Here is a 25,842-nt window from a genome sequence, read left to right as displayed (position 1 = left end):
ACAATCAATATGCTCTCTAAACGACAATCAAAGTACTTTAAATCTCTGCAATTAAAAAAATATCGTCAGCTAGAAGCTAAGTTTTTAGTTGAAGGAGCCAAAGGAGTGGAAGAAGTGCTTCGATCTAGCTACCAAGTTGAGAGCTTATTGGGTACTGCCGAGTTTCTAAACAGGTTGTCTGAAAGGGTAAAAGCCAGAGCTAATGAGGTAATAGAAGCAAAGGAGGCCGATTTATTACAAGTTGGTACCTTCAAGACGAACAAGGCCGGTTTGGCTGTGGTGAAAATCCCTATTCAGTCTCAACTAAGTGCTGATAAAAATGAACTGATTTTAGCCTTAGATGGCATCAACGACCCTGGAAACTTAGGAACAATCATCAGAATTGCAGATTGGTACGGTATCAATAATATTATTTGTAGTGAAGATACAGCAGACGTTTATAACCCTAAAGTGATCAATTCTACCATGGGATCATTTACAAGAGTAAAGGTATCATATGGGAAACTAAAGGAGTTTATAGCTGAGTCAGATTGTAGGGTTTATGGTGCTTTACTAGAGGGACAATCTATCTATAAAAGTGATTTGAAACCAGGGATAGTACTGATGGGTAGTGAGTCTCACGGCATATCAGAAGAATTAAGGAAGTTAATTACCGACCCTATTAAAATACCTGGGCGAGGAGGGGCTGAGTCTCTAAATGTAGGAGTTGCTACTGCTGTTGTTCTAGATAACTTCTTTCGAAATTAGGTGTCTTGTGAGCTTGCTTCGGCCATCATAGCTTCTGCTGTTTCTTTACCCAAGTAATTATCAATTAGGTAATGAGCTACATAAAGAATTGGCGTAAGCAAAATGGCAATAAGAAACTTATAAGTGTAATTAGTAAGACCAACGGCTAATACCTGAGTAATACTCCAAGGTCCAAGAAAGTAAAATGCCACAAAAAGCACTACGAAACTATCTATCAGCTGAGAGATGAGCGTAGAACCCGTTGCACGTAGCCAGATTCTTTTAGGTCCTGTCATTTTTCTTAATCGATGAAAAACAGATACATCTACCAGTTGACCAATAACAAAGGCTACAAGCGATGCAAAAATGATGTTGAGTCCTTGGGATAACACCTTTTCAAAGGCGTAATTAATATCGAAAGCTTCGCCTTGCTCATTGGTGGCATTTACAGATAACCAGAAGTCGGCTGGAGCTAATTTCATTGCTAAGTAAATCACCAAAAAGGCGTAGGTAATGAGGCCAACCGTAATAAAGGTTATTCTCCGAACTCCCTTTTTGCCGAAATATTCATTGATAATATCTGTGGTAATAAAAACTACTGGCCAAAGCACTACTCCAGCAGTGAGGTTGAACTGAAGCAAGAAATCTCCAAATAAGGGAATGTCTAAAGGTTGGAAGCCTAATGACTTTTCTGCTGAAAATATTTTCCCGCCAATAAGTTCAGCAATAAGGGCATTGGTAATAAATATGCCGCTCAGGATAATGAATAAACTGTTCTTTTTGTCCTTAAGAATAGAGGTGACCATAACGCCTAGCTATCTAAGATATACTCTTCGCCCTCTATAGCCAAATGAGATTCTGGGAACACAAGCCTTGCCTCTTCTTGAATAGGTTCTAGCTCTTTGTACCTAGCAGAAAAATGTCCGAGTAACAGTTTACCAACCTTTGCTTTTTCAGCAATGGTTGCAGCTTCTTTGGCTGTGCTGTGGAAGGTGTTATGTGCTCTATCTCTGTGCTCTTCCAGAAAAGTTGATTCGTGGTAAAGCATGTCTGAGCCTTCTATAATCGGGATTATAGACTCGTTATATTTAGTGTCGGAGCAATAGGCATATTTGAAAGATTGCCTTGGCGGAAGAGTCATGTCCTCATTTTTGAAGAGGAGCTTGCCTTCTTCATCGAATATATCTTCTCCTTTTTTGAGCCTAATGATATTCCTTACAGATAAGTCTTCCGGAATAGTTTCTCTAATTAGGCGTCTATTCTTAGGCTTTTCTTCAAATAGAAAACCACAACAAGGTATTCTATGGTCTAGAGGAATGGAATGAACAGAAATTAACTCGTCTTCATGAATCAATTGAAACTTTTGTGTGTCAACTTCATGAAAAGCTACATCATAATTAAAAGCAGTATCTGAATACTTAAGTTGTAGCGTAATTATTTCTGAAAGACCTCTTGGGCCATACAGGTTGAGAGGCTTGTTTCTGCCCATTAAGTGCATGGAAGAAAGAAGCCCCATCAGACCTAGGTAATGGTCACCATGGAGGTGAGAAATGAAAATATTGTTAATTCTTTGAGCTCTAAGTTTGTAGCGTTTCAGCTGCAATTGGGTAGCCTCACCACAGTCAATCATGTAGTATTTGCCTTCTACATTTACTAGTTGAGAGGTGTGATGTCTCCTGTGTGCAGGAGTGGCTGAATTGGAGCCTAATATTTTTACTCTGATGCTCAAAATTGGAGAATTACTCTTCTTCCTCTTCTGGGCTGTTAGCCAAAATTAAGTCTTTGGCTGCTTCGTCAGTAGCTAATACTGTCAGCACGTTGTTGAGCTGAGATATAGTCAATAGCTTATCTACAAATGCAGTAACCTCGCTAAGAATAAATGCACCACCGTTCTCGGTGTAAGCTCTGTTACCTACCAAAAGTGCGCTTAGGCCAGAAGAGTCTGCGTACTTAGTTGCAGAAAGGTTTAAAATAAGGTTGTTAACTCCTTGTGCCTGCAGGGCCACCAATTCAGATTTTAGTTCAGGAGAAAGGGTTGAATCAAGCTTTTCTTCTTCTAGTTTGAAGACGGTGTAAAGAGATTCTTTTTCTATAGAAAACTTCATATTAATGCTTTGCTAAATAGTTCTTAATATTTTTTTGGATGCGTTCTGCAACGTTCGTTCCACTTTGTTTTTCGAAAGGTTCGCCTGTCACTTTTTCATACAATTCAATGTATCTGTCAGATATTGACTGCACCACTTCGTCTGTCATGGTCGGAATTTGTTGGCCTTCTTTTCCTTGAAATCCATTTTCAATAAGCCATTGTCTTACAAACTCTTTCGATAGTTGCTTTTGTTTTTCTCCGGCAGCTTGTCTGTCTTCGTAGCCTTCTTTGTAGAAGTATCTAGATGAGTCTGGCGTATGAATTTCATCGATAAGATAGATTTCATTGTTGAAGCGACCAAACTCATACTTGGTATCTACTAAAATGAGGCCTTGTTCTGCGGCTATTTCAGTCCCTCTTTGAAAGAGAGCTCTTGTATATTTTTCAAGCTGAATATATTCAGACTCTGGAACTATACCTTGGGCAAGAATTTCTTCTCTGGAAATGTCTTCATCGTGCCCCTCCATAGCTTTAGTAGTAGGAGTGATAATAGGTTCTGGAAGCTTATCGTTTTCTTTCAGTCCTTCTGGTAGCGCTACTCCGCAGAGCACCCTTTTTCCTTCTTTATATTCTCTCCAAGCGTGACCAGCCAAATAGCCTCTTATCACCATTTCAACCGCATAAGTATCACACTTAAGCCCTATACTCACATTTGGGTCTGGAGCATCGCTTATCCAGTTTGGTGCTATATCGCTTGTTGCTTTCAGAAATTTCTGTGCAATTTGGTTAAGTACCTGACCTTTGTAAGGAATAGGGCGTGGGAGAATGACATCGAATGCCGAAATTCTATCTGTGGCCACCATGGCCAGCTTGTCTTCAAAAAAGTAAATGTCTCTTACTTTTCCGCTGTAAAAACCAGTTTGATTAGGAAAATGAAAATTCGTTTCCTTGATACCTTCGATCATCGGGTAAAAATAGTCAAAAATCGATTCTCGATATAAGGCTTGTTAATTTTCTGTTGAGCTAATTAGTTTGCCTCTGTTGTAAACCTCTCCTTTGATCGCTTTTTGTGCCTTATTGTAATAAGTCCAGTTGCCTTGCTTTACATCATAGAGGTGGTTGCCTTTCACTTTTACCTCTCCAGATTCAAAGTATTCATAGTAGACTCCAGATTTTTGACCATTTAAGTAGGTAGTGGTTGTATGCTTTTTGCCGTTAGGAAAATATGCCGTCTCTACACCAGTGTTTCTCCCGAATTTGTAGGGAATGGTCTTAGTGAGTTTGCCTTCTTCAGTATAAAGCTCAATAAACCCATTGATTGCTCCTGATTCATAAGGAGTTTTAGACTCTACTTGTCCGTTAGGGTAAAAGGTACGCCAGACTTTACTCTTTCTTCCCTCTATATAGATTTCTTCAGATTTAAGCTGACCAGATTTATAGTATTCTCTGATGGTGCCATCTTTGGTTACTTTGGTGTAGTTCTCTACCCACATTTCTTCACCTGTCTCAAAATAGGTGATGTTTTTACCAATTTTGGCTCCTCTTTGATAGTTGTGGATCTCTTTAGGTTTTCCGCTGTCGTAATAGGTTTTTCTTAGTCCATTGAAAATTCCATCTAGGTAAGTTCCTTCATCAATGAGTTTGCCTTCTGGGTTGTACTTTTTGTAGGGCCCATTTTTATATCCTCCAACATAGTTATAGACCCATTCTTTTTCTCCATTACTATAATAGGTGAGGTATGCTCCTTCAATAATTCCATTGCTATAAGTGAATTCTGAAGAGAGTTCTCCATTGTTGTAATAGATTTTTGCAACGCCATGTTGCTTGCCGTTGAGGTAAGTGAATTCTTGCTTCTTTATTTCTCCTGGAAAGTATTCTACAGCTTTTCCATTGGGCACACCTGCATCAAAGTTGATGTTGTTTTTAAGGTCACCATTTTCGTAGTAAGTCTTTACTTGTCCATTAAGCTCGCCATCTACATACTCACCTTTTTGAATTGGTTTTCCGCTTTTTGAGAATACCTCAAAAGGGCCAGTTTTTTTACCGTTTTCGTATGTGGTTTTGGAGAGCAATTTTCCATCTTCGTAATACTCCACAAAAAGGCCATCTGGTTTACCAGAAACGAATTTGCCCTTCATTGCAACTTCTCCTTCTTCAAAATACTTGGTGTATTCACCATGAATCATGGTAGAGTCGCCATCTAAAATGGTATACCTCTCTTTTACAGTTTTGAATTCTGGTGGGTAGAACTTAGTAACCGTGTCTTGAGCAAGTGTGTTGAATGCTAAAACACCTAGTGATGCAATGGTGTAGATTGTTCTTTTCATAAAAAAAGCCTTACGTAAAATTACGTAAGGCTCTCACAATTAGTATAATAATCTTACATTTTCTCAATAACCAAGGCAGAAGCACCACCGCCACCATTACAGATGCCAGCAACACCAATTTTGCCATTGTTTTGCTCTAGTACACTGCAAAGCGTAGTAACGATTCTGTTTCCTGAAGCCCCCAGAGGGTGACCAAGAGCAACAGCACCACCATTAACATTTACTTTTTCAGGGTCTAGGCCTAGTTCTTTATTATTAGCTAAAGCTACTACAGAAAAAGCTTCGTTGATTTCGTAGAAGTCTACATCTTCTTTGCTAATTCCTGCTACGCTCATAGCCTTAGGAATAGCCTTTGATGGAGCTGTAGTAAACCAAAGCGGTTCTTGAGCAGCATCGGCAAAGCCTAAGATTTTAGCAATTGGCTTAACGCCTAGTTCTTCTGCCTTTTCCTTACTCATTAATACCATGGCAGAAGCACCATCATTAATAGTAGAGGCGTTAGCCGCTGTAACTGTTCCTTCTTTGCTGAAAACTGGTCTCAGTGCAGGAATTTTATCGAAGAAGACGTTCTTGTACTCTTCGTCTTCATCCATAATAATTGGGTCGCCTTTTCTTTGAGGAATAGCCACCGGAATTATCTCACTTTTGAACTTACCTGCTTCAGTAGCTGCGGCTGCTCTTTTGTAAGAGTTAATAGCATATTCATCTTGCTCCTCTCTAGAGATGTTCATCTCTTTGGCGGTATTGTCGGCACAGTTACCCATTGGGAACTCGTGATAAGCTTCCCAAAGACCGTCTTTAAGTAGTCCGTCTACTAGTTCGCCATTACCATATTTGTAACCATATCTGGCTTTAGGAATGTAATAAGGAATATTAGACATGCTTTCCATTCCACCTGCAACCACAACATCTTGAAGCCCCAACATAATAGATTGGGCACCTAGCATTACGGACTTCATACCTGAGGCACAAACCTTGTTAATAGTTGTACAAGGGGTTTCATTACTAATACCTGCGGCTAATGCTGCCTGACGAGCAGGGGCTTGGCCTAAACCAGCAGAAACTACATTGCCCATAAATACCTCTTGAACTTCTGAAGCGCTAACTCCAGCTTTTTCTAAGGCTCCTTTAATAGCAAAAGTACCTAATTGAACAGCAGAGAAACCTGCTAATTTACCTCCGAAACTACCGATTGGGGTTCGCCCAGCCGATACTATATATACTTCCTTCATAATCAAATTATAGTTTTCCTAACGATCGTTAGCAAATATAAGAAATGAGGTGGAGAATGAAAGGGGAGAGTTGCAATAGTAGATGTCAGACCTCAGCCAATAGACTCAAGAGAAATTTTTGCTCTCTTGCCTTGAGTTTCCGTATCCATCTTCCAACCTTTTGCTAATAAATCACCAATCTGGTTTGCTAGAATCTTTCTTCTGTGATGCCTTGCGCTTTTTCTGCTGAACGTACTGCACCTCGTTATTTTTCATAGCCTCAAGAATCATTTGCGCTTTCTCAAGCGGAATGTTCATTTCTTTGAGCTTCTCCATCAGCTTTTCCATAGGGTCTTCCTTTTGTTCGCCCTCTTGCTGCTCTTGTTCCTGCTGTTGCTGCTCGTTTTTCTGCTCTTGATCTTGCTGCTGTTCTTGATCGTTTTGTTGCTGCTGCTCCTGATCTTGTTGTTGTTCTTGATCCTTTTGCTTCTGCTGTTGATCTTGCTGTTGCTGGTCTTCGTTCTGTTGATCTTGTTGTTGCTGCTGATCTTGATTCTGATCCTGATTTTGCTGCTCTTGCTCTTGTTGTTGCTGAATCAGTTTTTTTAGCAATTCATAATTATATCTGGCTTGTTCGTTGGTAGGGTTTTTCAAGAGCGCCTTTTTAAAGTTGCCCAGTGCACCCTGCATAAACGATTCCTTTTCATCTGGCGATTGCTCACTCATTTTATAGGAGATAATTCCTAACTGATTATGTGCGGAAGAAGCCAGGCTGTTGTTGTTAGATGCACTTACCGCTTTATAGTTCTTCTCGGCAATGTCAAAATATCGAAGATCATCACTGATGGCATTTAGCTGAGAGCTATCCTGTACTTTAGTCTTTCCGCTGCTAATGTCGCTTAGTAAGCCCATGTTTTCACCACCGTACGATATAATGTAGGCAGCATTCGCTAAGTTGAGTCTAGCTTTGTCATCCTCAACCTGCATAGAGTCTAACAAGAGTTGGTAAGCCTGAACAGCGTCTGCATAGTTTTCTGCTTCATACGCAGCTTCTGCGGTTCTCTTTAGCTTGTTGGACTTGGCAATTTTAGTTACCGGGTCTGTGATACTCGCTATTAAGATTAATACACCAATTAGGTACTTCATATTCTTAAAGTCTTTCTTCTTATTAAAGCATCTAACGCTAGTAGCACAATGGCACCTAGCAGAAAGAAGTAAAATTTATTGGCCGAAGCGTCTATTGTTCTGGCGTCTCTTACTTCGCCTTCTACTTCGTTTATGGCTCTTATTAGGCGCTCAACATCATTTTGATTTTCATTAATCTCAAAGTATTTACCGCCTGTATCTACTGCCAGTTTCCTTAACGATTTGCTATTGAGCTTTGTTACTACCTCTTGACCTTCTCTGTCTCTTTTAAACCCATTGGCTTGTCTTATTTTAGAACCTGTTTCGGTACCAACACCCAAAGCAAACAACTGAATACCACTTTTTACAATTTGTTCTGCGGCCTCTTGAGTTTCGTCTCCAAAATCTTCACCATCACTAATCATTAATACAATTTTGGCTTTTTGCTGAGTAATGGGAGATTCAGTTTCATCTAGTTTATCGAAAGCCATGCTTAGCGGAGCACCAAAGTCGGTTCCCGCATTCGGTACAAGGCTTGTGTTAAGTGTGCTTATAAAAAGGCTCAGGGCGCTTTGGTCGTAGGTAAGAGGGCACTGAACGAATGCCTCTGAGCTAAAAATGATGAGTCCGATACGGTCTGAGCTAAAAGCTTCGACTATGTTCTTTAGTTCAAACTTGATCTTTTCTAATCGAGTAGGTTGAATGTCGAAGGCATTCATAGATTGCGAAAGGTCTACTGCTATGTAAATGTCCTTGCCCTCAGATTTAACTTCTTTGGTAGTTTCTCCGAATGAAGGGCCAAGAAGTGCTACAATTAGAAAGGCAAGAGCTAAGCTTCTTATTAGTATTTTAAAAATTAAAGGCCTAAAAGTGGTGTTCATTCTTTTGGCCACTACCAATAAACGCGAAATGTAAATGGCGTAGGCCACCAAAAACACTCCTATAATAACTAACTCTGTTGTACCTATACTTTTAAACCAAGTCATTTTCTATCGCAAAGTTCAAATATAATTAAGTAATGGAAGTATGTAATGCCATTCATCAACTGCTACGGAAAATCAAGCGTTAAAGATTGTTAAGCTCCATGACAGTATTCGTCTAAGAGAATTACCTATTTCTATCGGTGCAGAGAATTACCAATAGTCAGACAGTATTGAAGTCACATCTTTGAAATGTAAATCAAGAACGATGAAAACTCTCAAGTCACTATTCGCTTTTATTCTTTCGGTACCATTGCTCTATATGCCTATTGAGCTGGCACTATCTAATAAGAGTTCGAATGCTGATGTATTGGCAGAAGAAGCTGAGTTTACTACAGCTACTTTTGGGACTGCCGAGTGGATGACTAGCAACTTAGCTAATGTTACAGAGCTCACTGCTGATGAGTTGTTGACTTATGAAGAAGTTGAATCGCTAAAGCCAGAAGGCTGGAATTTACCAACAAGCTCAGATATGAAAGCATTGCTTTCAAATATGGGTTTTGAAGCTGCACCAGGAGTAATACCTTCTAGTTACTATGATTTTAACTGGGAATATGATGGGTATGTAGATCCGATTATTGGAGAATCTTCAATGGGAGAGAAAATGTTCCTCTGGTTGAAAGATGACGGTGCTCACAATTATGTAGTAATAGACAAAGATCAGCTGAGTTATAGAATGGGTAAAACATTGGCCAGTTCACAATTATCAGCAAGACTTATAAGAAAGTAGTATACACATCTAGTGTTTAGGTCAAAAAAGGCTTTCCAGACGGGAAAGCCTTTTTGTTTGCCTCTCATTTAGATGGGCATTTTGAAATTCTTATATTGGTAATAGCAGTACTATCAATATGAAGAACCAAAAAGGAATAGATAACTTCCTTTTAGGCATAGCCGAAGCAACCAACGCACTAGTCTCCCTTAATTTGGAAGAGGGTACTGCTATTGCCTTAAAAACTCTCTGCGACAACCTTGAAGTCACTTCTACAGGACTTTATAAAACATTTAAAGACAGCAATGGAGCTCTAGTGGCTTCTCTAATGTCTTTCTCTTCTCAAGCCAGCAAACCAGAACGCTTTGCTAATAATCAAAAGATTTCATTTACCGAGTTTGGTCAGCTATATCAGTTGTTGCTTTCAGGGAAGCCTTTTATTATAACCTACTCTAATGCCACAGGGCTTTTAAAAAATCATATGGCAGCCGATGGTACTAAGGCTGTTGGCTTATTTCCAATCTTGGTAGAACAAGAGTTATGGGGAGCGCTTTCTCTTTCTAATATGGAGAAAGAAAATATTTGGACCGAATCAGAAACCAAGCTACTTCTTTCGTTAGCAAATTCTATTGGTGCTGCAGTAGAGAGAGAAAATTTGGAGATGGGGTTAGAAGAAAAGGTGAAGCAGCGAACTGCCGAACTAGAGGATAGCAAGCTGCGGTTTCAATTGGCGGTTGAGGGTACTCAGAATGGAATATGGGATTGGGAGCCTCAAAGCGATAAAATTTTCTGGTCGGAAAAGATGTATGCCAATTTAGGCTACGAGCAGGGCGAACTCTCTGACTTGATTGACGGATTTTATGATCTCATTCATCCTGACGAGCGAGAAGAGGCTAGGAGAAGGTTCGATGATTACCTAAATAATCGAGTGCCATACATTATGGAGTTTAGACTCCTTAAAAAGAATGGAGATTATCATTGGTTCAAAGCTACTTGCAAAGCTGTTTGGGATGAGCACGGAAGGCCACTTAGAGTGGTTGGGAGCCATGCAGATATTCATGAAAGAAAAATTTACTCCCAGCAATTGGCTCAGCAAGAAGAGCGGTTTAGGGCGGTGGTCAGGGACGATCCAAATGCTCTATTTCTGATCAACCAGCAAGATGAAATACTGCTGCACAGCAATAAGTCTATAGAAGTGTTTGGGTATTCTCATACTGAGTTGAAGGGTATGAAGCTGGAAAAGCTCATCCCTCTAGATAAGCGTAAGGAGTACAATGACTTTATGCAGATATTTTTTGAGAAACCTTATACATATTCTCCAGAAAGAGACTTGAACTTAAAGGGGAGGCGAAAAGATGGGCGATTATTTTTTATTGATGTAGGTCTGAGCCCTGTGAGTCTAGAAGGAGAGACACTTATAATGGCTATTGTTTCAGACATTACGGAGCAAAAGGAGGCAGAAATTAGATTGCAGCAGAGTTATAGGCAAATCAATAATCTGATTAGCAATATGCCCGGAATTGTTTATCAGTGCCGCAATGACCTACATTGGACAATGGATTATATAAGCCGGGCCTGTGAGCAAATTACTGGGTTTAAACAGGCCGAGTTTTATGGTTCTCCGAGTGATGTTAGGTATGGAGAGCTGATAGTGCCAGAAGAGCGAGACGAGGTTTGGAATCAGGTACAAGAGAGTGTTTCAAGAAAGGCGCCATTTAGAATAACATATAGAATAAAAACCAAAGACGGAACCCAAAAATGGATGTGGGAGCAAGGTGTTGGTGTTTTTGATGCCGAAGGAGAAAATATAGGCTTAGAAGGCTGTGTTTTTGATATCAGTCCGATTATACGAAACCAAGAAAAGCTCAGTCAGGCTATTTATGCTGCAGAAAATAGAGAGAGGGCACGTATTGCTTCAGATTTACACGATAGTGTTCAGCAAATACTTGGGGCTAGTTCTCTCAATCTCAAGAATATAGAAGAAGAGGTAAAGAAGTTGTCTAAGTCGGCACAAGAACATTATCGAAAGAGTTTGCAATATTTGCAGCAAGGTATTCAAGAGAGTAGAAATATTGCACATCAAATAATGCCTTATGAAGTAGACCAACTAGGCCTTAACCAAGCCATTCAACAGTTGCTAGATGAGTTAAAAGAAAATTTAGGAATTGAGATCAGTTATTATGACAACCTCAGAGAAAAGCCAAGTAAGGAGATAGAACTGAGTTTCTACAGAATTATTCAAGAAGCATTCAATAACATTTCAAAATACTCAAAAGCCACTAAGGTGAGTGTGCAATTAATCTCTAACGAAAATGAATTTCAAATGATGATTGAAGACAATGGAGTTGGCTTTGACAAGAATAAAATTGATCTTTATAGACAAGGTTTTGGACTTACTGTCATGAAAAATAGAATTGTTGCGTTATCCGGTCAATTAACTGTCGACTCACGTCCGGGTCGAGGAACATGTTTAGTGGTTTGGTTGCCAAGGGAGGCAGGTGCACATGAATAAGCCAGTAAGCCTATTTATTGTAGATGACCATCCGCTAATTGTAGATGGGTTGAATGCCTACATCAATAAATCGTCTGATTTTGAAATTGTTGGTACTGCTTCTTCTGGCAAAGAGGCATTAACCAAGCTTAAAGAGGTGTCTGCCGATATTGTAATGACTGACATTCAAATGCCAGGTATTTCTGGTATAGAGCTTACCGAGCAGCTCAAGAAGCAAAGGTCAGATCAGAAGATTATTGTGTTGACAATGTTTGGCGATGCGCCTTACATTAAGAAGCTGTTGCAGCTCGGGGTAGATGGTTACGTGCTTAAAGATATTGACAGGACAGAGCTATATAATGCCCTGAACACCGTTGCCAATGGAGGGCATTTTTACTCAAAAGAGATTACAGAGGTCATGATGAATAAGTTGCGCGGGGTAGACCAGAAGTTGCCTGTTGGTGCAGCAGACCTTACCGATAGGGAAAAGGAAATACTCGCTTTAATTCTAGCTCAGAAAAGCAATCAAGAGATTGCAGAAGAGCTGTTTATTAGTGGTCGAACAGTCGAAGCCCATAAAAGGAATATGCTTTCCAAGACAGGAAGTAAGAATGTTGCCGGCCTGGTAATATTTGCATTAGAGAATCAGATTTTCACCCATTTGTAAGAATATAGGTGTAACACCTAATTTTTAGATTACGTGTTTCTCGAATGTTTACTGAAATTCACTCTGCTAATTTTGCTGCGTGATTGAGGAGGGGGGACGCGTGAAGTTGAGTCATAATGATGATCGGGCTGAAGGTGATAATGCTCTACCAGAGATTACAAAGTTAACAGAGCAACTCCTTTTCACCTGGGGGCAATTAAAAGAGCATGCTCAAGCTATGGGCTCAGCTCCTTTTAAAATTGCAAAGCATCAGGACGTATTAGACGAAATGATGAGCGATGCTAAAAAGATGGATTTGGTTTTACTAGATCTTAAAAAAGCAATTGAAGCACTTTAATAAGCGTGATGTTGTGTGTTGAATGAGAAGTTGGTTGAGGAGTTTTAAAAAGTGCGTAAGGCTGTCCGAAAGGGCGGCCTTTTTGTTGTTTTAGAGTTAGTGTCTTATTTAAATACTTCTGAAAAATCTTTATTGCTTAGTATTCTGCAAAGCCGTAGTTTCAAATCTTTTCAAAACTACCCATGTCAGAAGACCAGAAAAAACAGATACAACAACAGCTTTGGAACAGTACCAATGAACTAAGAGGCAAGATGGATGCCGAGGATTTTCGGTAAAAGAACAAGTTGCCAAAGAACAAATGAAGCTAATGATTGAGAGTGATTTAAAATCTTTAGAGCAATTCCTTAAAAAGCCACTTCCTGAAATTCCTGAAGAGGTTTGGACCTTCTTAGATATCGCAGGATTCCCACATTATGAAAATGTCATTTCAAACATTTACGCCTATTACTTTGATAAAGAACGCTCTCATGGATTCAAAGATTTATACTTGAGAGCACTTTTTTCTGCAATCGAAAAGAAGGCAAGAAATACCAGTTTTAAACCTAAGTTGAAGTATCTCGCAGATTGGAATGAATGGGAGGTTTATCGAGAAGAGCCAGTCAAGAAACAGCGCATTGACATATTATTAAAAGAGATCGGTGGTAATGAAGAGTCTTATGTGATTGTAGAAAACAAGATGTTTCATTACTTGAATAATGATTTAGATACATACTGGTCAATAGATAAGACAAATAGAAAAGTTGGTGTCGTTTTAAGTCTATTTGAAGAAAAGCCAAAGCACAACGGTTTTATAAATATCACGCATTCTGAGTTTTTCGAAGAAGTAAAGAACCTTCAGGGTCAATATTTAGAATTTTCACAGAGCAGAGATGTTTTCATTTTAAAAGACTTGCTCCTCAATATAAACTATCAAATTATGAATCAACGTCATGAACCTGGGTTACTGAAGTTTTACGCTGAGCATAAGGAAAAGATAAATGAAGTTGTCGAGCTTCATTTTAGGGTAAAAGAAGCCTTTATGAACGAGGTCAATAATATAGGTGAATCTAGAGGCTTTGAGATACTCTCAAAAAGGTCAAAAGATTATAGAGAGTATAGCATTGGTACATCAAAAAGGTCGAAAATTAAAAATATAGGTCTTCAAATCTATTTCAATGAAGAATTAGAAAATGAGCATTTTTCAATTTACATCTTCTTATATGGTAAATTAAAGACTGAGTACAAATCAATTCTTTCGAAAAGAAAAACCGCAAAATTGAAGTCTTTTGAATCGTTTTTGAGTAAGAAAAAAATATCACTGTATTCTGAGGAAGGGAGAAATTGGATTGGAGTCGCAACTAAAAATTATGACTTGAACCATATTGACTTTGACCTTGATAAACTAGATGGTCTAGTAGAACAATGGCTTGAAGTTATTGAAGAACTAAAAGAGCTTTTGTCTTCCTAGAAACGAATGTTGATTTCAAGTAATCATTAAAGAAGTACTAGTTATACCATAAATATTAACCTGTCATCACAAATGTCAGAAGACCAGAAAAAACAGATACAACAACATCTTTGGAATATTGCCAATGAACTACGAGGCAAGATGGATGCCGATGAGTTCAAAGACTATATGTTGGGCTTTATCTTCTATAAGTACCTCTCTGAAAAGATGTACCTCTTTGCCAATGAGCAACTCAAAGAAGATGGGCTCCAATATGAGCAACTCATTGAAGGAACAACAGATGGCGATGAAATGCTTGAGTTCCTGCAAGAGGAGGCTTTGGAAGGCATTGGTTACTTCCTCAAGCCTTCACAGTTGTTCAGCACCATTGCCAATAAAGGAGCAAGCAAAGCCGAGGAGGGCGATAGCAGCTTTATCCTCGAAGAGCTCACACAGATCCTCAACTACATTGAGCAGAGTACCATGGGTACAGAGTCTGAGGACGACTTTAATAAGCTTTTTGAAGACCTCGACTTGACCTCCACCAAATTAGGTAGAACAGAGAAAGCCAAGAACGACTTGATCGTAAAGGTACTTGGCCATTTAGATAGAATAGACTTTAAGTTGGAAGACAGCGAGTCTGACGTATTGGGTGATGCCTATGAATACCTCATTGGGCAGTTTGCTTCTGGAGCAGGGAAGAAGGCAGGGGAGTTCTATACCCCTCAAGAGGTTTCTACCATCTTGGCCCGACTGGTGACTACCGGAAAGAAAAGACTCAAATCTGTATATGATCCTACTTGTGGTAGCGGTTCGCTTCTATTGCGTGTAGCCAAAGAGGTGGAGGAAGTAGGCCACTTCTATGGTCAGGAGATGAACCGCACCACTTATAATTTGGCGAGGATGAACATGATCCTCCACGATGTACACTTTGCGCATTTTGATATCAGGCAAGAAGACACTTTAGAACATCCGCAACACACCGACCTTCAGTTTGAGGCGGTAGTGGCTAATCCGCCCTTCTCTGCTAAGTGGTCTGCGAGTAGCTTGCACATGACGGACGACCGCTTTAGTCAATATGGTAAGCTAGCACCGAGCTCTAAGGCCGATTTTGCCTTTGTACAGCACATGCTCTATCAACTGCATGAAAATGGCACCATGGCCTGTGTATTGCCTCATGGTGTATTGTTTAGAGGGGCGGCCGAAGGACATATCAGAAAGTATTTGATAGAAGACCGCAATTGGTTGGATGCCGTGATCGGCTTACCCGCCAATATCTTTTATGGTACCTCTATCCCCACGAGTATTCTGGTGTTTAAGAAGTGCAAGGAACATCCTGAGCAGGTCTTGTTTATAGATGCTAGCCAACACTTTGAAAAGGCCAAGAACCAGAACTACCTCCGCCCGCAAGACATCGATAAGATCATTAATACCTACCGCAATTATAACGCTGGCACCTACTCTCCCCCTGATTCAGGGGGAGTGGCCGAAGGCCGAGGGGGTCAAGGGGGTCAAGGTTACGTAGTTGAAGACAAGTATGCTTACATCGCCACACTAGACGAGATCAAAGAGAATGACTACAACCTCAATATCCCACGCTATGTGGACACCTTTGAAGAGGAAGAACCCATTGACTTACAAGCCGTAAGCAAAGAGTTAAGCGACTTAGAAGAGCAGATGGGTGCTCTTGACCAAAAAATAGCGAACTACTGTGCTGAATTAGGAATTGACTCGCCAGTATCGTCAGAATCATGATTCACAAGATGTTAGGATGAACAGGATAAAGTTATGAAGATGATAGAATCAATTGCGTGGTATGAATTAAATCAAGTAAATCTGGTAATCCAGTAAATCAAGATCCAGACAATAATAAGATGAACAAGATTAATCTCGATAAACTCACTTATGCCATCAACGGCTGTGCCATGAAGGTGCATAACACTTTGGGCAACGGTTTTCAAGAGGTTATCTACCAAAGATGTCTGGCCATAGAATTAGAAAGAGCAGGTTTGGGCTATAAAAGAGAAGAAGATCATGTGATTTTTTATGAGGGCATAGAGGTAGGCACAAGAAGGGCCGATTTTGTGGTAGAAGATGTGGTAATTGTAGAAATAAAAGCATTGATCAACCTTGAAGATGTTCACTTAGCTCAGGCTAAAAACTACGTAGTTGCCTATGATAAGCCCATAGGCTTGCTTATTAATTTTGGAGCCAGAAGCTTACAGTTTAAGAAAGTATTCAACCCGAAATATTCATCAGGATCATGATTTACAGGATAAAAGTATGAACAGGGATAAAAGAACAAGCAACAGGGAAAGTATAATGAAGCACAACCCAAATCCAGAAAATCAAGTAATCCTGCGAATCCTGATGCAGACAATTAACCCTGTCAGGACTAAGATTCACAAGATGTTAGGATGAACAGGATAAAGTTATGAAGATGATAGAATCAATTGCGTGGTATGAATTAAATCAAGTAAATCTGGTAATCCAGTAAATCAAGATCCAGACAATAATAAGATGAACAAGATTAATCTCGATAAACTCACTTATGCCATCAACGGCTGTGCCATGAAGGTGCATAACACTTTGGGCAACGGTTTTCAAGAGGTTATCTACCAAAGATGTCTGGCCATAGAATTAGAAAGAGCAGGTTTGGGCTATAAAAGAGAAGAAGATCATGTGATTTTTTATGAGGGCATAGAGGTAGGCACAAGAAGGGCCGATTTTGTGGTAGAAGATGTGGTAATTGTAGAAATAAAAGCATTGATCAACCTTGAAGATGTTCACTGAGCTCAGGCTAAAAACTACGTAGTTGCCTATGATAAGCCCATTGGCTTGCTTATTAATTTTGGAGCCAGAAGCTTACAGTTTAAGAAAGTATTCAACCCGAAATATCCATCAGGATCAGGATTAACAAGATGATAGGATAAAAAGGATAAAATGGAAGAGATGATAGAATCAATTAGAGGGCACAAACTAAATCAGGTAAATCAAGTAATCCTGCGAATCCTGATGCAGACAAATTCACCCGTAAAGTTTTGAGTATGGCGGTTCCGAGTTTAAGGTTTAGGGGTTTTGTTGGAGAGTGGGAAGATATTGAAGCTCGCAAGCTATTTCCAACAGTTACTAATGGATTTGTTGGAGTGGCGACACCTTTCTATGCTGAGAGAGGGACAATGTACTTACAGGGTAAAAATGTAAAGAGTAATAGCATTGATCCCGAAGGCTTAATTTATGTCAATAGTACTTTTCACAATAAGCAAAAGAAGTCTCAATTAAAAGAGGGAGATATTGTGATGGTACAGTCTGGTCATGTCGGGGAATGTGCTGTAATAACAAAAGAATATGCTGGATCAAATTGTCATGCACTTCTAATATTGAAGCCTAATGGTGAGGGTGATAGTAGTTTTTATTCTCAATATTTCTATACAGACTTTGGTAAAAGACTAATCTACAAGATTACGACTGGTAATACGATTAAACATATTTTGGCTAGTGATGTAAAGGTGTTGAGACTTCCTTACCCCTCCCTCCCCGAACAGCGCAAGATCGCTGACTTTTTGAGTGCGGTAGATGAGAAGATCCGACTGCTTACTGAGAAAAAAGACAAGCTCGAAACCTACAAAAAAGGGGTGATGCAAAAGCTCTTCCCCAAACAAGGTCAAACCAACCCCGAGCTTCGCTTTAAACGTCCTGATGGTACCGCCTTTCCGGATTGGGAGGAGAAAAGGTTGGGGGAGATAGGTTCATTTCTAAAAGGGAAAGGAGTTTCCAAATCTGATATTGATGAAGAGGGAATGAATGAATGTATTCGTTATGGCGAGCTTTATACCTCATATGGAGAGGTAATTGAAAAAGTGTATTCAAAATCGAATCAAAGTATTGAGGAGTCTATCTTGAGTGAGCCTAATGATGTGCTTATTCCTGCTTCAGGAGAAACTCAAATTGATATAGCTACTGCTTCTAGCATAAATAAGAAAGGTGTGATCTTGGGCGGAGATGTCAATGTTTTCAGGACAAAACAGAATGGTAGTTTTATTGCGTATCAACTGTGTTCTGCTCGAAAAATTGAAGTCGCTCGATTGTCGCAGGGTATCTCTGTAATTCACTTGTATTCGAGTCAGCTCAAAGGGCTTTTAATTGGACTTTCTAGTAAGGAAGAGCAAGAAAGAATAGTTGATTTTCTATTATCAATAGACCATCGAATTAAAGGTTGCTTAGAAGAAATCGATCATATGAAGGACTTTAAAAAAGGGCTATTGCAGCAGATGTTTGTTTAGTCTGCACTGTGATTTTTATGATTATGGGATTACTGTGATTTTTGTTGGAGGTTAAATCATATTCATCATGTAAATCAAATTAATCACAGTCAAGACAATTTTGGTTGTAGGCGTTAGGGCTGTGGTGGTTTAATTATGGACATTATAGTTGTAAATAAATCATGGTTAATACAGTCTGCACTGTGATTTTTATGATTATGGGATTTATGTGATTTCTGTTGGAGGTTAAATCATGTTCATCATGTAAATCAAATTAATCACAGTCAAGACAATTTTGGTTGTAGGCGTTAGGGCTGTGGTGGTCTAATCATGGTTATCGCAATAGTCAAATAAATCATGGTTAAGACAGTCAAGACAATTAATTAAATTACATAATGAACACGGCAGTAAACACACAGTACAAGTACTCAGATCTTACTAGTAAAATCATCGGCTGTGCTATGGAAGTCCATAAAGTTTTAGGCAATGGTTTTCAAGAGGTAATCTACCAGAGAGCACTAGCCATAGAGATGTATGAGAATAAGCTGGCTTTCAATAGAGAATTTGAAATGCCCATATTCTATCGAGAGGAGCAGATAGGAACAAGAAGAGTTGATTTTTTGGTAGAGGATGCCATTTCAGTGGAACTTAAGGCGATCACTAGACTAGAGGATGTTCACTACGCTCAGGCAATTAACTATCTTGAAGCCTATAATTTAGAAATCGGGTTGTTGGTCAACTTTGGCGAGCGAAGCCTTCAATTCAAGAGATTCAAGAATAAAAAGTTCAAGAAAAAATAAGTAAACGGGAAAGTGTCTGTACTGTGATTATTGTGATTTTGAGATTAATGTGATTTTGTATGGAGGTGCTAAGGCTTTGCAGCATTTAATCATGCTCATCACGTAAATCAAATCAATCACAGTCTAGACAATGACTATTGCAGCAGATGTTTGTGTGAGGGCCTGCGGCCGCTTGAAGCTTGAAGTCGGGGGCTTGAAGAAAGAAGAAAATGAGTGACAAAAAATCATATATAAGTATCTGTTAATCAATGATTAATAAATTAAAAGATGTCGTTACTAGTCATAAAGCGTTAACATTTGTTGGCGTTTTATGCATCAATTATGCTTCGGGTCCGTATATTTGTATTAACAGAACCCGGATAGCATACCATAAGAACTGCTTCTGGGTCATTTTTTTTATAGGCTATGGCTCCTAAACCCTTCCTTACCATAGCGCAACAAATTCAGCGTCTCGAAGACCGAGGGATGTCTTTTCAAGACAAAGATCTCGCAAGTCATTTTCTTCAGAACATTAGTTATTATCGACTAAAAGGCTATTGGTGGGATTTACAAGCTGATTTTCAAAATCATACTTTTCAGGAAGGTGTATCTTTCGAGGATGTTATTGATAAGTACAATTTTGATAGACAATTGAGACTGATCATTCTAGACGCTATCGAAAGAATTGAGATAGCCCTTAGAACCAAGATGATATACTTCATGTGGGAAGATCATGGTCCATTCTGGTACCGAGAGTCACAGTATTTTAGACGAGATAATTGGTTCAGATCATCACTTGATAAACTTGAAAAGGAATTTTCTTGGAGTACAGAAATATTCGTAGTTGATCACAAAAATAGATTTCCTAATGAACATCCAGAAGCGATGAAAATACTTGAAGTCGCCTCAATGGGTACATTATCTAAGATCTATAAGAATATAAAAACACAACTTCCGGCTAAATCCAAAATTGCCAATAGTATGGATCTCAATTTGCATACTGAATTGGAAAGTTGGTTAGAGGCTATTGTTTACGTTCGAAATATAGCGGCTCATCATTCTAGATTATGGAGTAGAGATTTAGTCAAGCGCCCTATCCATGAGTTAAGAAACCCAAGAAGTACTTGGTTATCAATGCCTCTTCAAGAGGTACAACAAAAACGTATTTTTTTGTCTCTTACTTGTATGCTCTATCTCTGTAATAGAGTTACACCTGGTCATCAGATTAAAACAAAGATCAAATCACTTTTCGCAACTTATCCGGACATTCCGATCTATAAGATTGGTTTTTTGGAAGGATGGGAAGAACAAGAAATATGGGTTTGAAAAACAGTTTGATAGATTAGAACCTATATTATTGAAAAAGGCAAGTAAAGAGGAAGAATTGGATATTTTTAGGAAATAAAAAAACCTCGGTTGAAAAACCGAGGATTTCTATGCGGCCCGATAAAAGCAAACGGCTTTTACCAAGTCGACTTATTATCTTTTGTAACACAATGTTACAGAATGAATTAGATTCTTCAAAGAATAATTTTTTAATCAATTGATTTATAGTGGTTTACGCAAAAAGTAAAATAAAGTTTTAAATGACCATACAACCAGAGCAGGCATTAGAAAACAAGCTTATTGAGCAGTTAGAGGGGCTCAAGTATCAGCGAGTCAACATTAAGGATGAAGCTGATCTCTTAGCTAATATGAAAGCTCAACTAGAGAAGCACAATGGAGTGTCTCTGTCTCAGAAAGAGTTTGCCAAGGTGGTCAATCATTTGAGTAAAGGGTCTGTCTTTGATAAGGCCAAGACACTAAGAGATAAGTATGCTTTAGAGAAAGAGGATGGTACCGTTGCCTATATCGAGTTCCTCAATATAGATCACTGGTGCCAGAACCTCTTCCAAGTCACTAACCAAGTGACTATGGAGGGCAAGTATAAGAATCGCTACGATGTCACCTTGCTCATGAATGGTATTCCGGTAGTGCAGATAGAACTCAAGCGGAGGGGGATAGAACTCAAAGAAGCCTTTAATCAAGTCAAGCGTTATCAAAAGCATTCCTTTGGTGCCTCTGCAGGACTCTTTCAATACATCCAGTTCTATGTCATCAGCAATGGAGTTAATACAAAGTACTTCTCAAATCAGAAGCGAGAGAGCTTTAAGAACACCTTCTATTGGTCAGATAAAGAGAATAAGGTCATCACTAACCTAGAGCAATTCGCCAATGAGTTCCTAGAACCTTGCCACATGAGCAAGATGATATGCAAGTATGTGGTCATCAATGAAACGATGAAAGGACTGATGATCCTTAGGCCTTATCAATTCTATGCGGTAGAGGCCATCATCGAAAGAGTAAAGAACTCCACCAAGAATGGCTACATCTGGCATACTACAGGTTCGGGTAAAACGCTTACTTCATTTAAGGCTGCACAGATCCTCACTAAGCTTCCACAGATTCATAAGGTAGTTTTTGTAGTAGATAGAAAAGACCTCGACTTCCAGACAGCCAAAGAGTACAATAGCTTCCAGAAGGATAGTGTGAGTTCTACGGACAATACCAATATTCTGGTCAAGCAGTTCTCTGATGATACGCCATTGATCGTTACTACCATACAGAAGCTGAATACTGCGATTTCTAAGAAGCGCTACACGTCCAGAATGGAGCATCAGAAGGATAAGAAGATCGTCTTCATCTTTGATGAGTGTCACCGCTCACAGTTTGGCGAAACACATGAACGGATCAAAGATTGGTTTCAGGAAGCGCAGATGTTTGGCTTTACGGGCACACCCATTTTTGCTGACAATGCCACTAAGAATGAGCTAGGCAAGCGCACCACAAAAGATCTATTTGAAGAGTGTCTTCACAAGTATGTGATCACTGATGCTATTAAGGATGAAAACGTACTTAAGTTCTCAATAGAATATGTCGGTCGTTATCGAGAGAAGGAAGGAAGTAATAATGAAATCGATATTGAGGTAGAAGATATCGATACCAAAGAGCTTCTAGAGAGCCCGGAACGGCTACGTAAGATAGTTGATTACATAGCAGTCAACCATGACAGAAAAACTCATGGTAAGCGATTTACAGCAGCCTTCTGTGTGAGTAGTGTTAAGTCCTTAATCTTTTACTACGAGTTGCTTAAAGCCGCTAAAAATGAGGGTAAGCACAACCTTAAGGTTGCAACCATTTTTAGCTATAATCCGAACGAAGATGACAATGCTTCAGATGGAATGATTGGAGAGGAGGTTTCAGTTGTTGAAGAAGCTGCAGCAGTCTATGGTTTAGATAAACACAGTAGGGAGAAGCTAGACGAGTTTATAGACGACTACAATCAAATGTTTGGGTCCAAGTACTCTACCAAAGACTCAAAATCTTTCTATGACTACTATAATGACATCTCTAAGCGAGTAAAGGCAGGGCAGGTAGATATCCTACTAGTTGTGAATATGTTCTTAACGGGTTTCGACTCAAAGAAACTCAATACACTCTATGTCGATAAGAATTTAAAGTACCATGGTCTAATTCAAGCCTTCTCACGAACGAATAGAACGTTAGATGAGACTAAGTCTCAAGGGAACATAGTTTGCTTCAGAAACCTCAAGAAAGCAACTGACGATGCTATAGCGCTCTTTTCGAATAAGGATGCCAAAGAGGTAATCTTGATGGAGCCTTATGAGAACTATGTCGAGAAGTTCAGAGAGGCATTGGAGAAGATGAAGCAGATCGCCCCTACGGTTGATAGTGTAAATGATCTGCGTTCAGAAGAAGAGGAGTTCGAGTTTGTAAAAGCATTTAGGGAGCTGCTGAGATTGAAGAATGTTTTAAGTGGCTTTGCAGATTTTGATGAAAATGAAATTGGCATTGATCCACAAGAGTTCGAGGACTACAAAAGCAAGTACCTAGATATTCATGACAAGGTCAGAAATGACAGAGAAAAGGAGAAGGTTTCAATTCTCAACGATGTGGACTTTGAGCTGGAGTTAATCCATAGAGATGAGGTCAATGTAGCCTATATACTAAAGTTGCTGGCCAAGCTGAAAGAAGAAAAGCCTGAAGATCAAGAGAAGCGCAAGAAGGAGATCATTGATGCCATTTCCGGTGACGCCCAACTTAGAAGCAAGAAGGAACTCATTGAGAAGTTCATTCAAGAGAACTTACCAGAAATTGAAGATGTAGAGCAGATAGATGATGCCTTTGAGAGTTTTTGGAATGCTGAGCGCTCCAAAGCACTTGAGTTGTTGGCTAAAGAAGAAAGCCTTAATGAAGGGCTTTTACACAGTGCTATAGATAACTATCTCTTTACCGAGCGAAAGCCTATCAATACCGAAGTAATGGAAATGATAGAAGGAGAGAAGCCAAAGCTTAAGGAGCGTAGAACCACCATTAACCGCATTATCGACAGAATGGTCGATTTCGTGGATACATTCATAGGAGGGATGGGGGAGTGATGGATTACATAGAACAATTAGGGCAGTCTGAGTGGAATAGTAAACGAGATAAGATTCTTTTAAGAGATTGTAACACTTGCCAACACTGTAACAACAACAAGGTTATCCAGGGGGCACAGGTTGGTATTTGTTTATCTGAAGATTTAGTCAAATATGTTCTCAATGAGAAAATACGCTACGATTTGTTTGTGGCTTTTTTTCAGGAAGCGATAGTTGAAATTCATACACTTTACAAGTCCACTCCGATTTCCAATATGAATTATTTGGCGTATATAAAAAGTGGGTCAACTTCTATTGAATATACGAGGATGGATGAGTCTACTGGTATTAGTACATCTATGAAGGGAAAAAGAGTTGTTGGACTCAGGAGAATTAACTTAGGCTCTTTGTATGAGAGTCATTGGGAGTCTTACAGAAGAGGATTTTTAAATAAAATGGAAGTTAAACCAAAAGAGCTAGATGAACTTGAGAAAGAACTATTGAAGTGTAGTATTGAGGTAAATAATTCGTACTTCTGGGAATATGTTTACAAGTTGTCTGTTCACCACAAATATTACCAAGAAGGATTAATGGCATGGGAATATCCTGATGAAGCTTTATTAACCCTTTGCTGGGATTGTCATACAGAATTACATGAAACCACCCAAATAGATCATTATGACCAATTTGGAAATTTAATTGGCCAATTAACTCCTTGTGCAAGGTGTTTTGGTGCTGGTTATTTTCCAGAGTACACTCATGTTGAAAATGGTGTTTGTTTCAGGTGTGATGGTAGAAGATTTGACTAGACCTTTTGGTAATAGATTGCTATGCAATAAAAAAGCCTCAGCGTTTAAACTGAGGCTTTTTTCTCTGGTGATCCGCTCAGGACTCGAACCTAATTTTTGACTTTGCTCTAAAAAGCCTTTAAATGAGATTTAAATCAGGTTTTTGAAAAATGGATGGTGCGCATTGAGTATGATTTACACGTATTTTACTACATTTCGCTTGCCAATAGCTTGCCAAAATGACAATTAAAGTAATAGTTAAGAAGGACTCGAACGGTAATCCTAGGTTGAGTAGAAAGGGAGAAACTACCATTTATGTTAGGTACCAGCATAACAGTAAGGTAGCCGATTTTCAAGCATGCAAAATTGCTCCGAAATCAATAGAGTTTGTTGAGGTGAGAGGTAAACTAGAGATAATGGAACCTTACATTAAACAACGTGTGAAAGGTAGGTTAGATGCTATTGAGAATATTGACCTGGTTAAAAGAGATATAAAAGCCGCTGTTAACCGGCTTATTGCTAAAGGTATTGAACCTATGCCTAAAATCGTCAAGCGAGAATTTGAGGCTGGTTTTGTACAGGATTCTGAGGAAGAGCTTCGTCCGATGATTAAAGAGGTATTCAGAGACTATATCAATGCGCAGTCGCATGCGGGTGTAGCTAAAGGCACTCTTAAACAATATAATAGCACTTTAAATCATATCGAGTCATTTCATAAATCGGAGGGTTTTGAATACGCAATAGATCAAGCAGACTTAAACTACTATGATGCTCTTGTCTCTTATTTGAAAGTAACTCATAAGGGTATAACTAAGGAGAGTACTGTTGGGAAGAATATTAAGACCTTAAAGTCAATGCTCAGATGGGCCAGAAGTAGAGGTTATGAGGTTCACCCAGACGTTGACCTTAAGGCTTTTAAAGTAGCTAAGTCAACTAAGAAGGTGTATTATTTGACAGAGGAGGAGGTTAGTAGATTGCTAGATGCTGAACTTTCTGATAATCATAAGCTATCTAGGGTCAGGGATAGGTTTGTATTTAACTGCTATGTGGGTCTACGAGTGGGTGACTTGAATAGACTTAACATCAAACATATTCAGACTATAGAAAGGGAAGGGAAGAAGGTGAAGCTTATAGAAGCTATTACTGAGAAGCAGAAAAAGAGGGGCTTCATACCGTTGAAACCAATTCCGCTTAGCATCCTTGAAAAATATGATTACTCTTTACCTAATATTTCTGATCAGAAGTATAACATGTACCTGAAAGAGCTATTAAAAAAGGTTGAAATTGATAGGGCTATAGAAATTGCTCCTGGAGAGTTTGAACCCTTGTATAGTTTGGTGACATCTCATTTGGCAGTTAAAACCTTTATTACCCTTTGTCATAAATGGGGTATTCCAACCAAGCATGTTGCCTCTATTACTGGAAAAACAGAAAAAGTGATTAACGAGTATTATTATGCCGTTAGTGATGAGGACTTAATCGATGTTATGTTATTTAATAATCAGTAAAC

The 25,842-nt window shown here is 39.1% G+C and carries 23 protein-coding genes; 15 read left to right on the top strand and 8 right to left on the bottom strand.

The annotated features are described in order from the left end of the window. Window positions 1-9 precede the first annotated feature (9 nt). Window positions 10-747 carry a TrmH family RNA methyltransferase gene (locus tag T7867_RS18665; RefSeq protein ID WP_322299650.1) on the top strand — a complete coding sequence of 246 codons (738 nt, stop codon included), beginning with the start codon at window positions 10-12 and terminating at the stop codon, window positions 745-747. Here T7867_RS18665 and T7867_RS18660 read toward each other — a convergent pair. From T7867_RS18660 to T7867_RS18625, 8 genes are all read right to left on the bottom strand, one after another. Then, window positions 744-1,532: a queuosine precursor transporter gene (locus T7867_RS18660; RefSeq protein WP_322299649.1), complete on the bottom strand. Its 789-nt coding sequence runs from the start codon at window positions 1,530-1,532 to the stop codon at window positions 744-746. The two genes, T7867_RS18665 and T7867_RS18660, sit on opposite strands and share 4 nt — an antisense overlap. A 5-nt stretch (window positions 1,533-1,537) precedes the next feature. After that, the gene (locus tag T7867_RS18655; RefSeq protein ID WP_273272492.1) at window positions 1,538-2,455 is read right to left on the bottom strand and encodes a ribonuclease Z; all 918 of its coding nucleotides are present in this window, start codon (window positions 2,453-2,455) and stop codon (window positions 1,538-1,540) included. A gap of 10 nt (window positions 2,456-2,465) precedes the next feature. Next, window positions 2,466-2,831, bottom strand: coding sequence for an STAS domain-containing protein (locus T7867_RS18650; RefSeq protein ID WP_068220715.1), 366 nt, complete (start codon window positions 2,829-2,831; stop codon window positions 2,466-2,468). Window position 2,832: 1 nt separating this feature from the next. Then, entirely contained in the window at window positions 2,833-3,774 is a 942-nt protein-coding gene (locus T7867_RS18645; protein WP_322300143.1) for a phosphoribosylaminoimidazolesuccinocarboxamide synthase, read from the bottom strand. A gap of 45 nt (window positions 3,775-3,819) precedes the next feature. Next, window positions 3,820-5,139: a toxin-antitoxin system YwqK family antitoxin gene (locus T7867_RS18640; protein WP_322299648.1), complete on the bottom strand. Its 1,320-nt coding sequence runs from the start codon at window positions 5,137-5,139 to the stop codon at window positions 3,820-3,822. Between the two features lie 53 nt (window positions 5,140-5,192). Then, on the bottom strand, window positions 5,193-6,371 hold the full coding sequence (locus T7867_RS18635) for an acetyl-CoA C-acyltransferase (protein ID WP_288343124.1): 1,179 nt from the start codon (window positions 6,369-6,371) through the stop codon (window positions 5,193-5,195). 171 nt (window positions 6,372-6,542) lie between these two features. Then, entirely contained in the window at window positions 6,543-7,496 is a 954-nt protein-coding gene (locus T7867_RS18630) for a tetratricopeptide repeat protein (RefSeq protein WP_322299647.1), read from the bottom strand. After that, complete coding sequence (locus T7867_RS18625; protein WP_068220730.1) at window positions 7,493-8,461, bottom strand: vWA domain-containing protein; 969 nt, start codon at window positions 8,459-8,461, stop codon at window positions 7,493-7,495. Before T7867_RS18625 ends, T7867_RS18630 begins: the two co-directional genes overlap by 4 nt. 202 nt (window positions 8,462-8,663) lie before the next feature. Here T7867_RS18625 and T7867_RS18620 point away from each other — a divergent pair, with 202 nt between their 5' ends. From T7867_RS18620 to T7867_RS18555, 14 genes are all read left to right on the top strand, one after another. Next, on the top strand, window positions 8,664-9,185 hold the full coding sequence (locus tag T7867_RS18620; RefSeq protein ID WP_068220731.1) for a fibrobacter succinogenes major paralogous domain-containing protein: 522 nt from the start codon (window positions 8,664-8,666) through the stop codon (window positions 9,183-9,185). A 118-nt stretch (window positions 9,186-9,303) separates the two neighbouring features. After that, on the top strand, window positions 9,304-11,676 hold the full coding sequence (locus T7867_RS18615; protein WP_322299646.1) for a PAS domain S-box protein: 2,373 nt from the start codon (window positions 9,304-9,306) through the stop codon (window positions 11,674-11,676). Then, a complete protein-coding gene (locus T7867_RS18610) occupies window positions 11,669-12,322 on the top strand; it encodes a response regulator (RefSeq protein ID WP_273276779.1) in 654 nt (217 codons plus the stop codon). The genes T7867_RS18615 and T7867_RS18610 overlap by 8 nt, the downstream gene beginning before the upstream one ends. 79 nt (window positions 12,323-12,401) lie before the next feature. Then, a complete protein-coding gene (locus T7867_RS18605) occupies window positions 12,402-12,659 on the top strand; it encodes a hypothetical protein (protein ID WP_322299645.1) in 258 nt (85 codons plus the stop codon). Between the two features lie 307 nt (window positions 12,660-12,966). Continuing rightward, complete coding sequence (locus T7867_RS18600; RefSeq protein WP_157717615.1) at window positions 12,967-14,106, top strand: PD-(D/E)XK nuclease family protein; 1,140 nt, start codon at window positions 12,967-12,969, stop codon at window positions 14,104-14,106. A gap of 72 nt (window positions 14,107-14,178) precedes the next feature. Then, the gene (locus T7867_RS18595; protein ID WP_068220749.1) at window positions 14,179-15,840 is read left to right on the top strand and encodes a type I restriction-modification system subunit M; all 1,662 of its coding nucleotides are present in this window, start codon (window positions 14,179-14,181) and stop codon (window positions 15,838-15,840) included. Between the two features lie 119 nt (window positions 15,841-15,959). Beyond that, window positions 15,960-16,352, top strand: coding sequence for a GxxExxY protein (locus T7867_RS18590; protein ID WP_322299644.1), 393 nt, complete (start codon window positions 15,960-15,962; stop codon window positions 16,350-16,352). Between the two features lie 253 nt (window positions 16,353-16,605). Then, window positions 16,606-16,878 (top strand): GxxExxY protein, encoded by a 273-nt coding sequence (locus T7867_RS18585; RefSeq protein WP_068219022.1) that lies wholly within the window; start codon window positions 16,606-16,608, stop codon window positions 16,876-16,878. Between the two features lie 254 nt (window positions 16,879-17,132). Continuing rightward, a complete protein-coding gene (locus tag T7867_RS18580; RefSeq protein ID WP_068224748.1) occupies window positions 17,133-18,368 on the top strand; it encodes a restriction endonuclease subunit S in 1,236 nt (411 codons plus the stop codon). 374 nt (window positions 18,369-18,742) lie between these two features. After that, a complete protein-coding gene (locus tag T7867_RS18575) occupies window positions 18,743-19,147 on the top strand; it encodes a GxxExxY protein (RefSeq protein WP_068224738.1) in 405 nt (134 codons plus the stop codon). Window positions 19,148-19,552: 405 nt separating this feature from the next. Then, window positions 19,553-20,452 carry an Abi family protein gene (locus tag T7867_RS18570; RefSeq protein WP_068224735.1) on the top strand — a complete coding sequence of 300 codons (900 nt, stop codon included), beginning with the start codon at window positions 19,553-19,555 and terminating at the stop codon, window positions 20,450-20,452. 260 nt (window positions 20,453-20,712) lie between these two features. Next, a complete protein-coding gene (locus T7867_RS18565; protein ID WP_068224732.1) occupies window positions 20,713-23,565 on the top strand; it encodes a type I restriction endonuclease subunit R in 2,853 nt (950 codons plus the stop codon). Beyond that, window positions 23,565-24,353, top strand: coding sequence for a hypothetical protein (locus T7867_RS18560; RefSeq protein ID WP_068224728.1), 789 nt, complete (start codon window positions 23,565-23,567; stop codon window positions 24,351-24,353). The genes T7867_RS18565 and T7867_RS18560 overlap by 1 nt, the downstream gene beginning before the upstream one ends. Window positions 24,354-24,571: 218 nt before the next feature. Continuing rightward, window positions 24,572-25,840 (top strand): phage integrase SAM-like domain-containing protein, encoded by a 1,269-nt coding sequence (locus T7867_RS18555; protein ID WP_068224725.1) that lies wholly within the window; start codon window positions 24,572-24,574, stop codon window positions 25,838-25,840. The last annotated feature ends 2 nt before the right edge of the window (window positions 25,841-25,842 follow it).

Source organism: Roseivirga spongicola, assembly GCF_034376045.1.
Lineage (GTDB): Bacteria > Bacteroidota > Bacteroidia > Cytophagales > Cyclobacteriaceae > Roseivirga > Roseivirga spongicola.
The sequence above is the reverse complement of the archived record's forward strand: the minus strand, read 5'-3'. Positions and strand labels throughout refer to the sequence as shown.

What these genes read in the sequence shown, in the direction of transcription:
- T7867_RS18665 (WP_322299650.1), top strand. Translation starts at nt 10, where the DNA reads ATGCTCTCTAAACGACAATCAAAGTACTTTAAATCTCTGCAATTAAAA.
- T7867_RS18660 (WP_322299649.1), bottom strand. Translation starts at nt 1,532, where the DNA reads ATGGTCACCTCTATTCTTAAGGACAAAAAGAACAGTTTATTCATTATC.
- T7867_RS18650 (WP_068220715.1), bottom strand. Translation starts at nt 2,831, where the DNA reads ATGAAGTTTTCTATAGAAAAAGAATCTCTTTACACCGTCTTCAAACTA.
- T7867_RS18640 (WP_322299648.1), bottom strand. Translation starts at nt 5,139, where the DNA reads ATGAAAAGAACAATCTACACCATTGCATCACTAGGTGTTTTAGCATTC.
- T7867_RS18635 (WP_288343124.1), bottom strand. Translation starts at nt 6,371, where the DNA reads ATGAAGGAAGTATATATAGTATCGGCTGGGCGAACCCCAATCGGTAGT.
- T7867_RS18630 (WP_322299647.1), bottom strand. Translation starts at nt 7,496, where the DNA reads ATGAAGTACCTAATTGGTGTATTAATCTTAATAGCGAGTATCACAGAC.
- T7867_RS18625 (WP_068220730.1), bottom strand. Translation starts at nt 8,461, where the DNA reads ATGACTTGGTTTAAAAGTATAGGTACAACAGAGTTAGTTATTATAGGA.
- T7867_RS18620 (WP_068220731.1), top strand. Translation starts at nt 8,664, where the DNA reads ATGAAAACTCTCAAGTCACTATTCGCTTTTATTCTTTCGGTACCATTG.
- T7867_RS18615 (WP_322299646.1), top strand. Translation starts at nt 9,304, where the DNA reads ATGAAGAACCAAAAAGGAATAGATAACTTCCTTTTAGGCATAGCCGAA.
- T7867_RS18610 (WP_273276779.1), top strand. Translation starts at nt 11,669, where the DNA reads ATGAATAAGCCAGTAAGCCTATTTATTGTAGATGACCATCCGCTAATT.
- T7867_RS18600 (WP_157717615.1), top strand. Translation starts at nt 12,967, where the DNA reads ATGATTGAGAGTGATTTAAAATCTTTAGAGCAATTCCTTAAAAAGCCA.
- T7867_RS18595 (WP_068220749.1), top strand. Translation starts at nt 14,179, where the DNA reads ATGTCAGAAGACCAGAAAAAACAGATACAACAACATCTTTGGAATATT.
- T7867_RS18590 (WP_322299644.1), top strand. Translation starts at nt 15,960, where the DNA reads ATGAACAAGATTAATCTCGATAAACTCACTTATGCCATCAACGGCTGT.
- T7867_RS18585 (WP_068219022.1), top strand. Translation starts at nt 16,606, where the DNA reads ATGAACAAGATTAATCTCGATAAACTCACTTATGCCATCAACGGCTGT.
- T7867_RS18580 (WP_068224748.1), top strand. Translation starts at nt 17,133, where the DNA reads ATGGCGGTTCCGAGTTTAAGGTTTAGGGGTTTTGTTGGAGAGTGGGAA.
- T7867_RS18575 (WP_068224738.1), top strand. Translation starts at nt 18,743, where the DNA reads ATGAACACGGCAGTAAACACACAGTACAAGTACTCAGATCTTACTAGT.
- T7867_RS18570 (WP_068224735.1), top strand. Translation starts at nt 19,553, where the DNA reads ATGGCTCCTAAACCCTTCCTTACCATAGCGCAACAAATTCAGCGTCTC.
- T7867_RS18565 (WP_068224732.1), top strand. Translation starts at nt 20,713, where the DNA reads ATGACCATACAACCAGAGCAGGCATTAGAAAACAAGCTTATTGAGCAG.
- T7867_RS18560 (WP_068224728.1), top strand. Translation starts at nt 23,565, where the DNA reads ATGGATTACATAGAACAATTAGGGCAGTCTGAGTGGAATAGTAAACGA.
- T7867_RS18555 (WP_068224725.1), top strand. Translation starts at nt 24,572, where the DNA reads ATGACAATTAAAGTAATAGTTAAGAAGGACTCGAACGGTAATCCTAGG.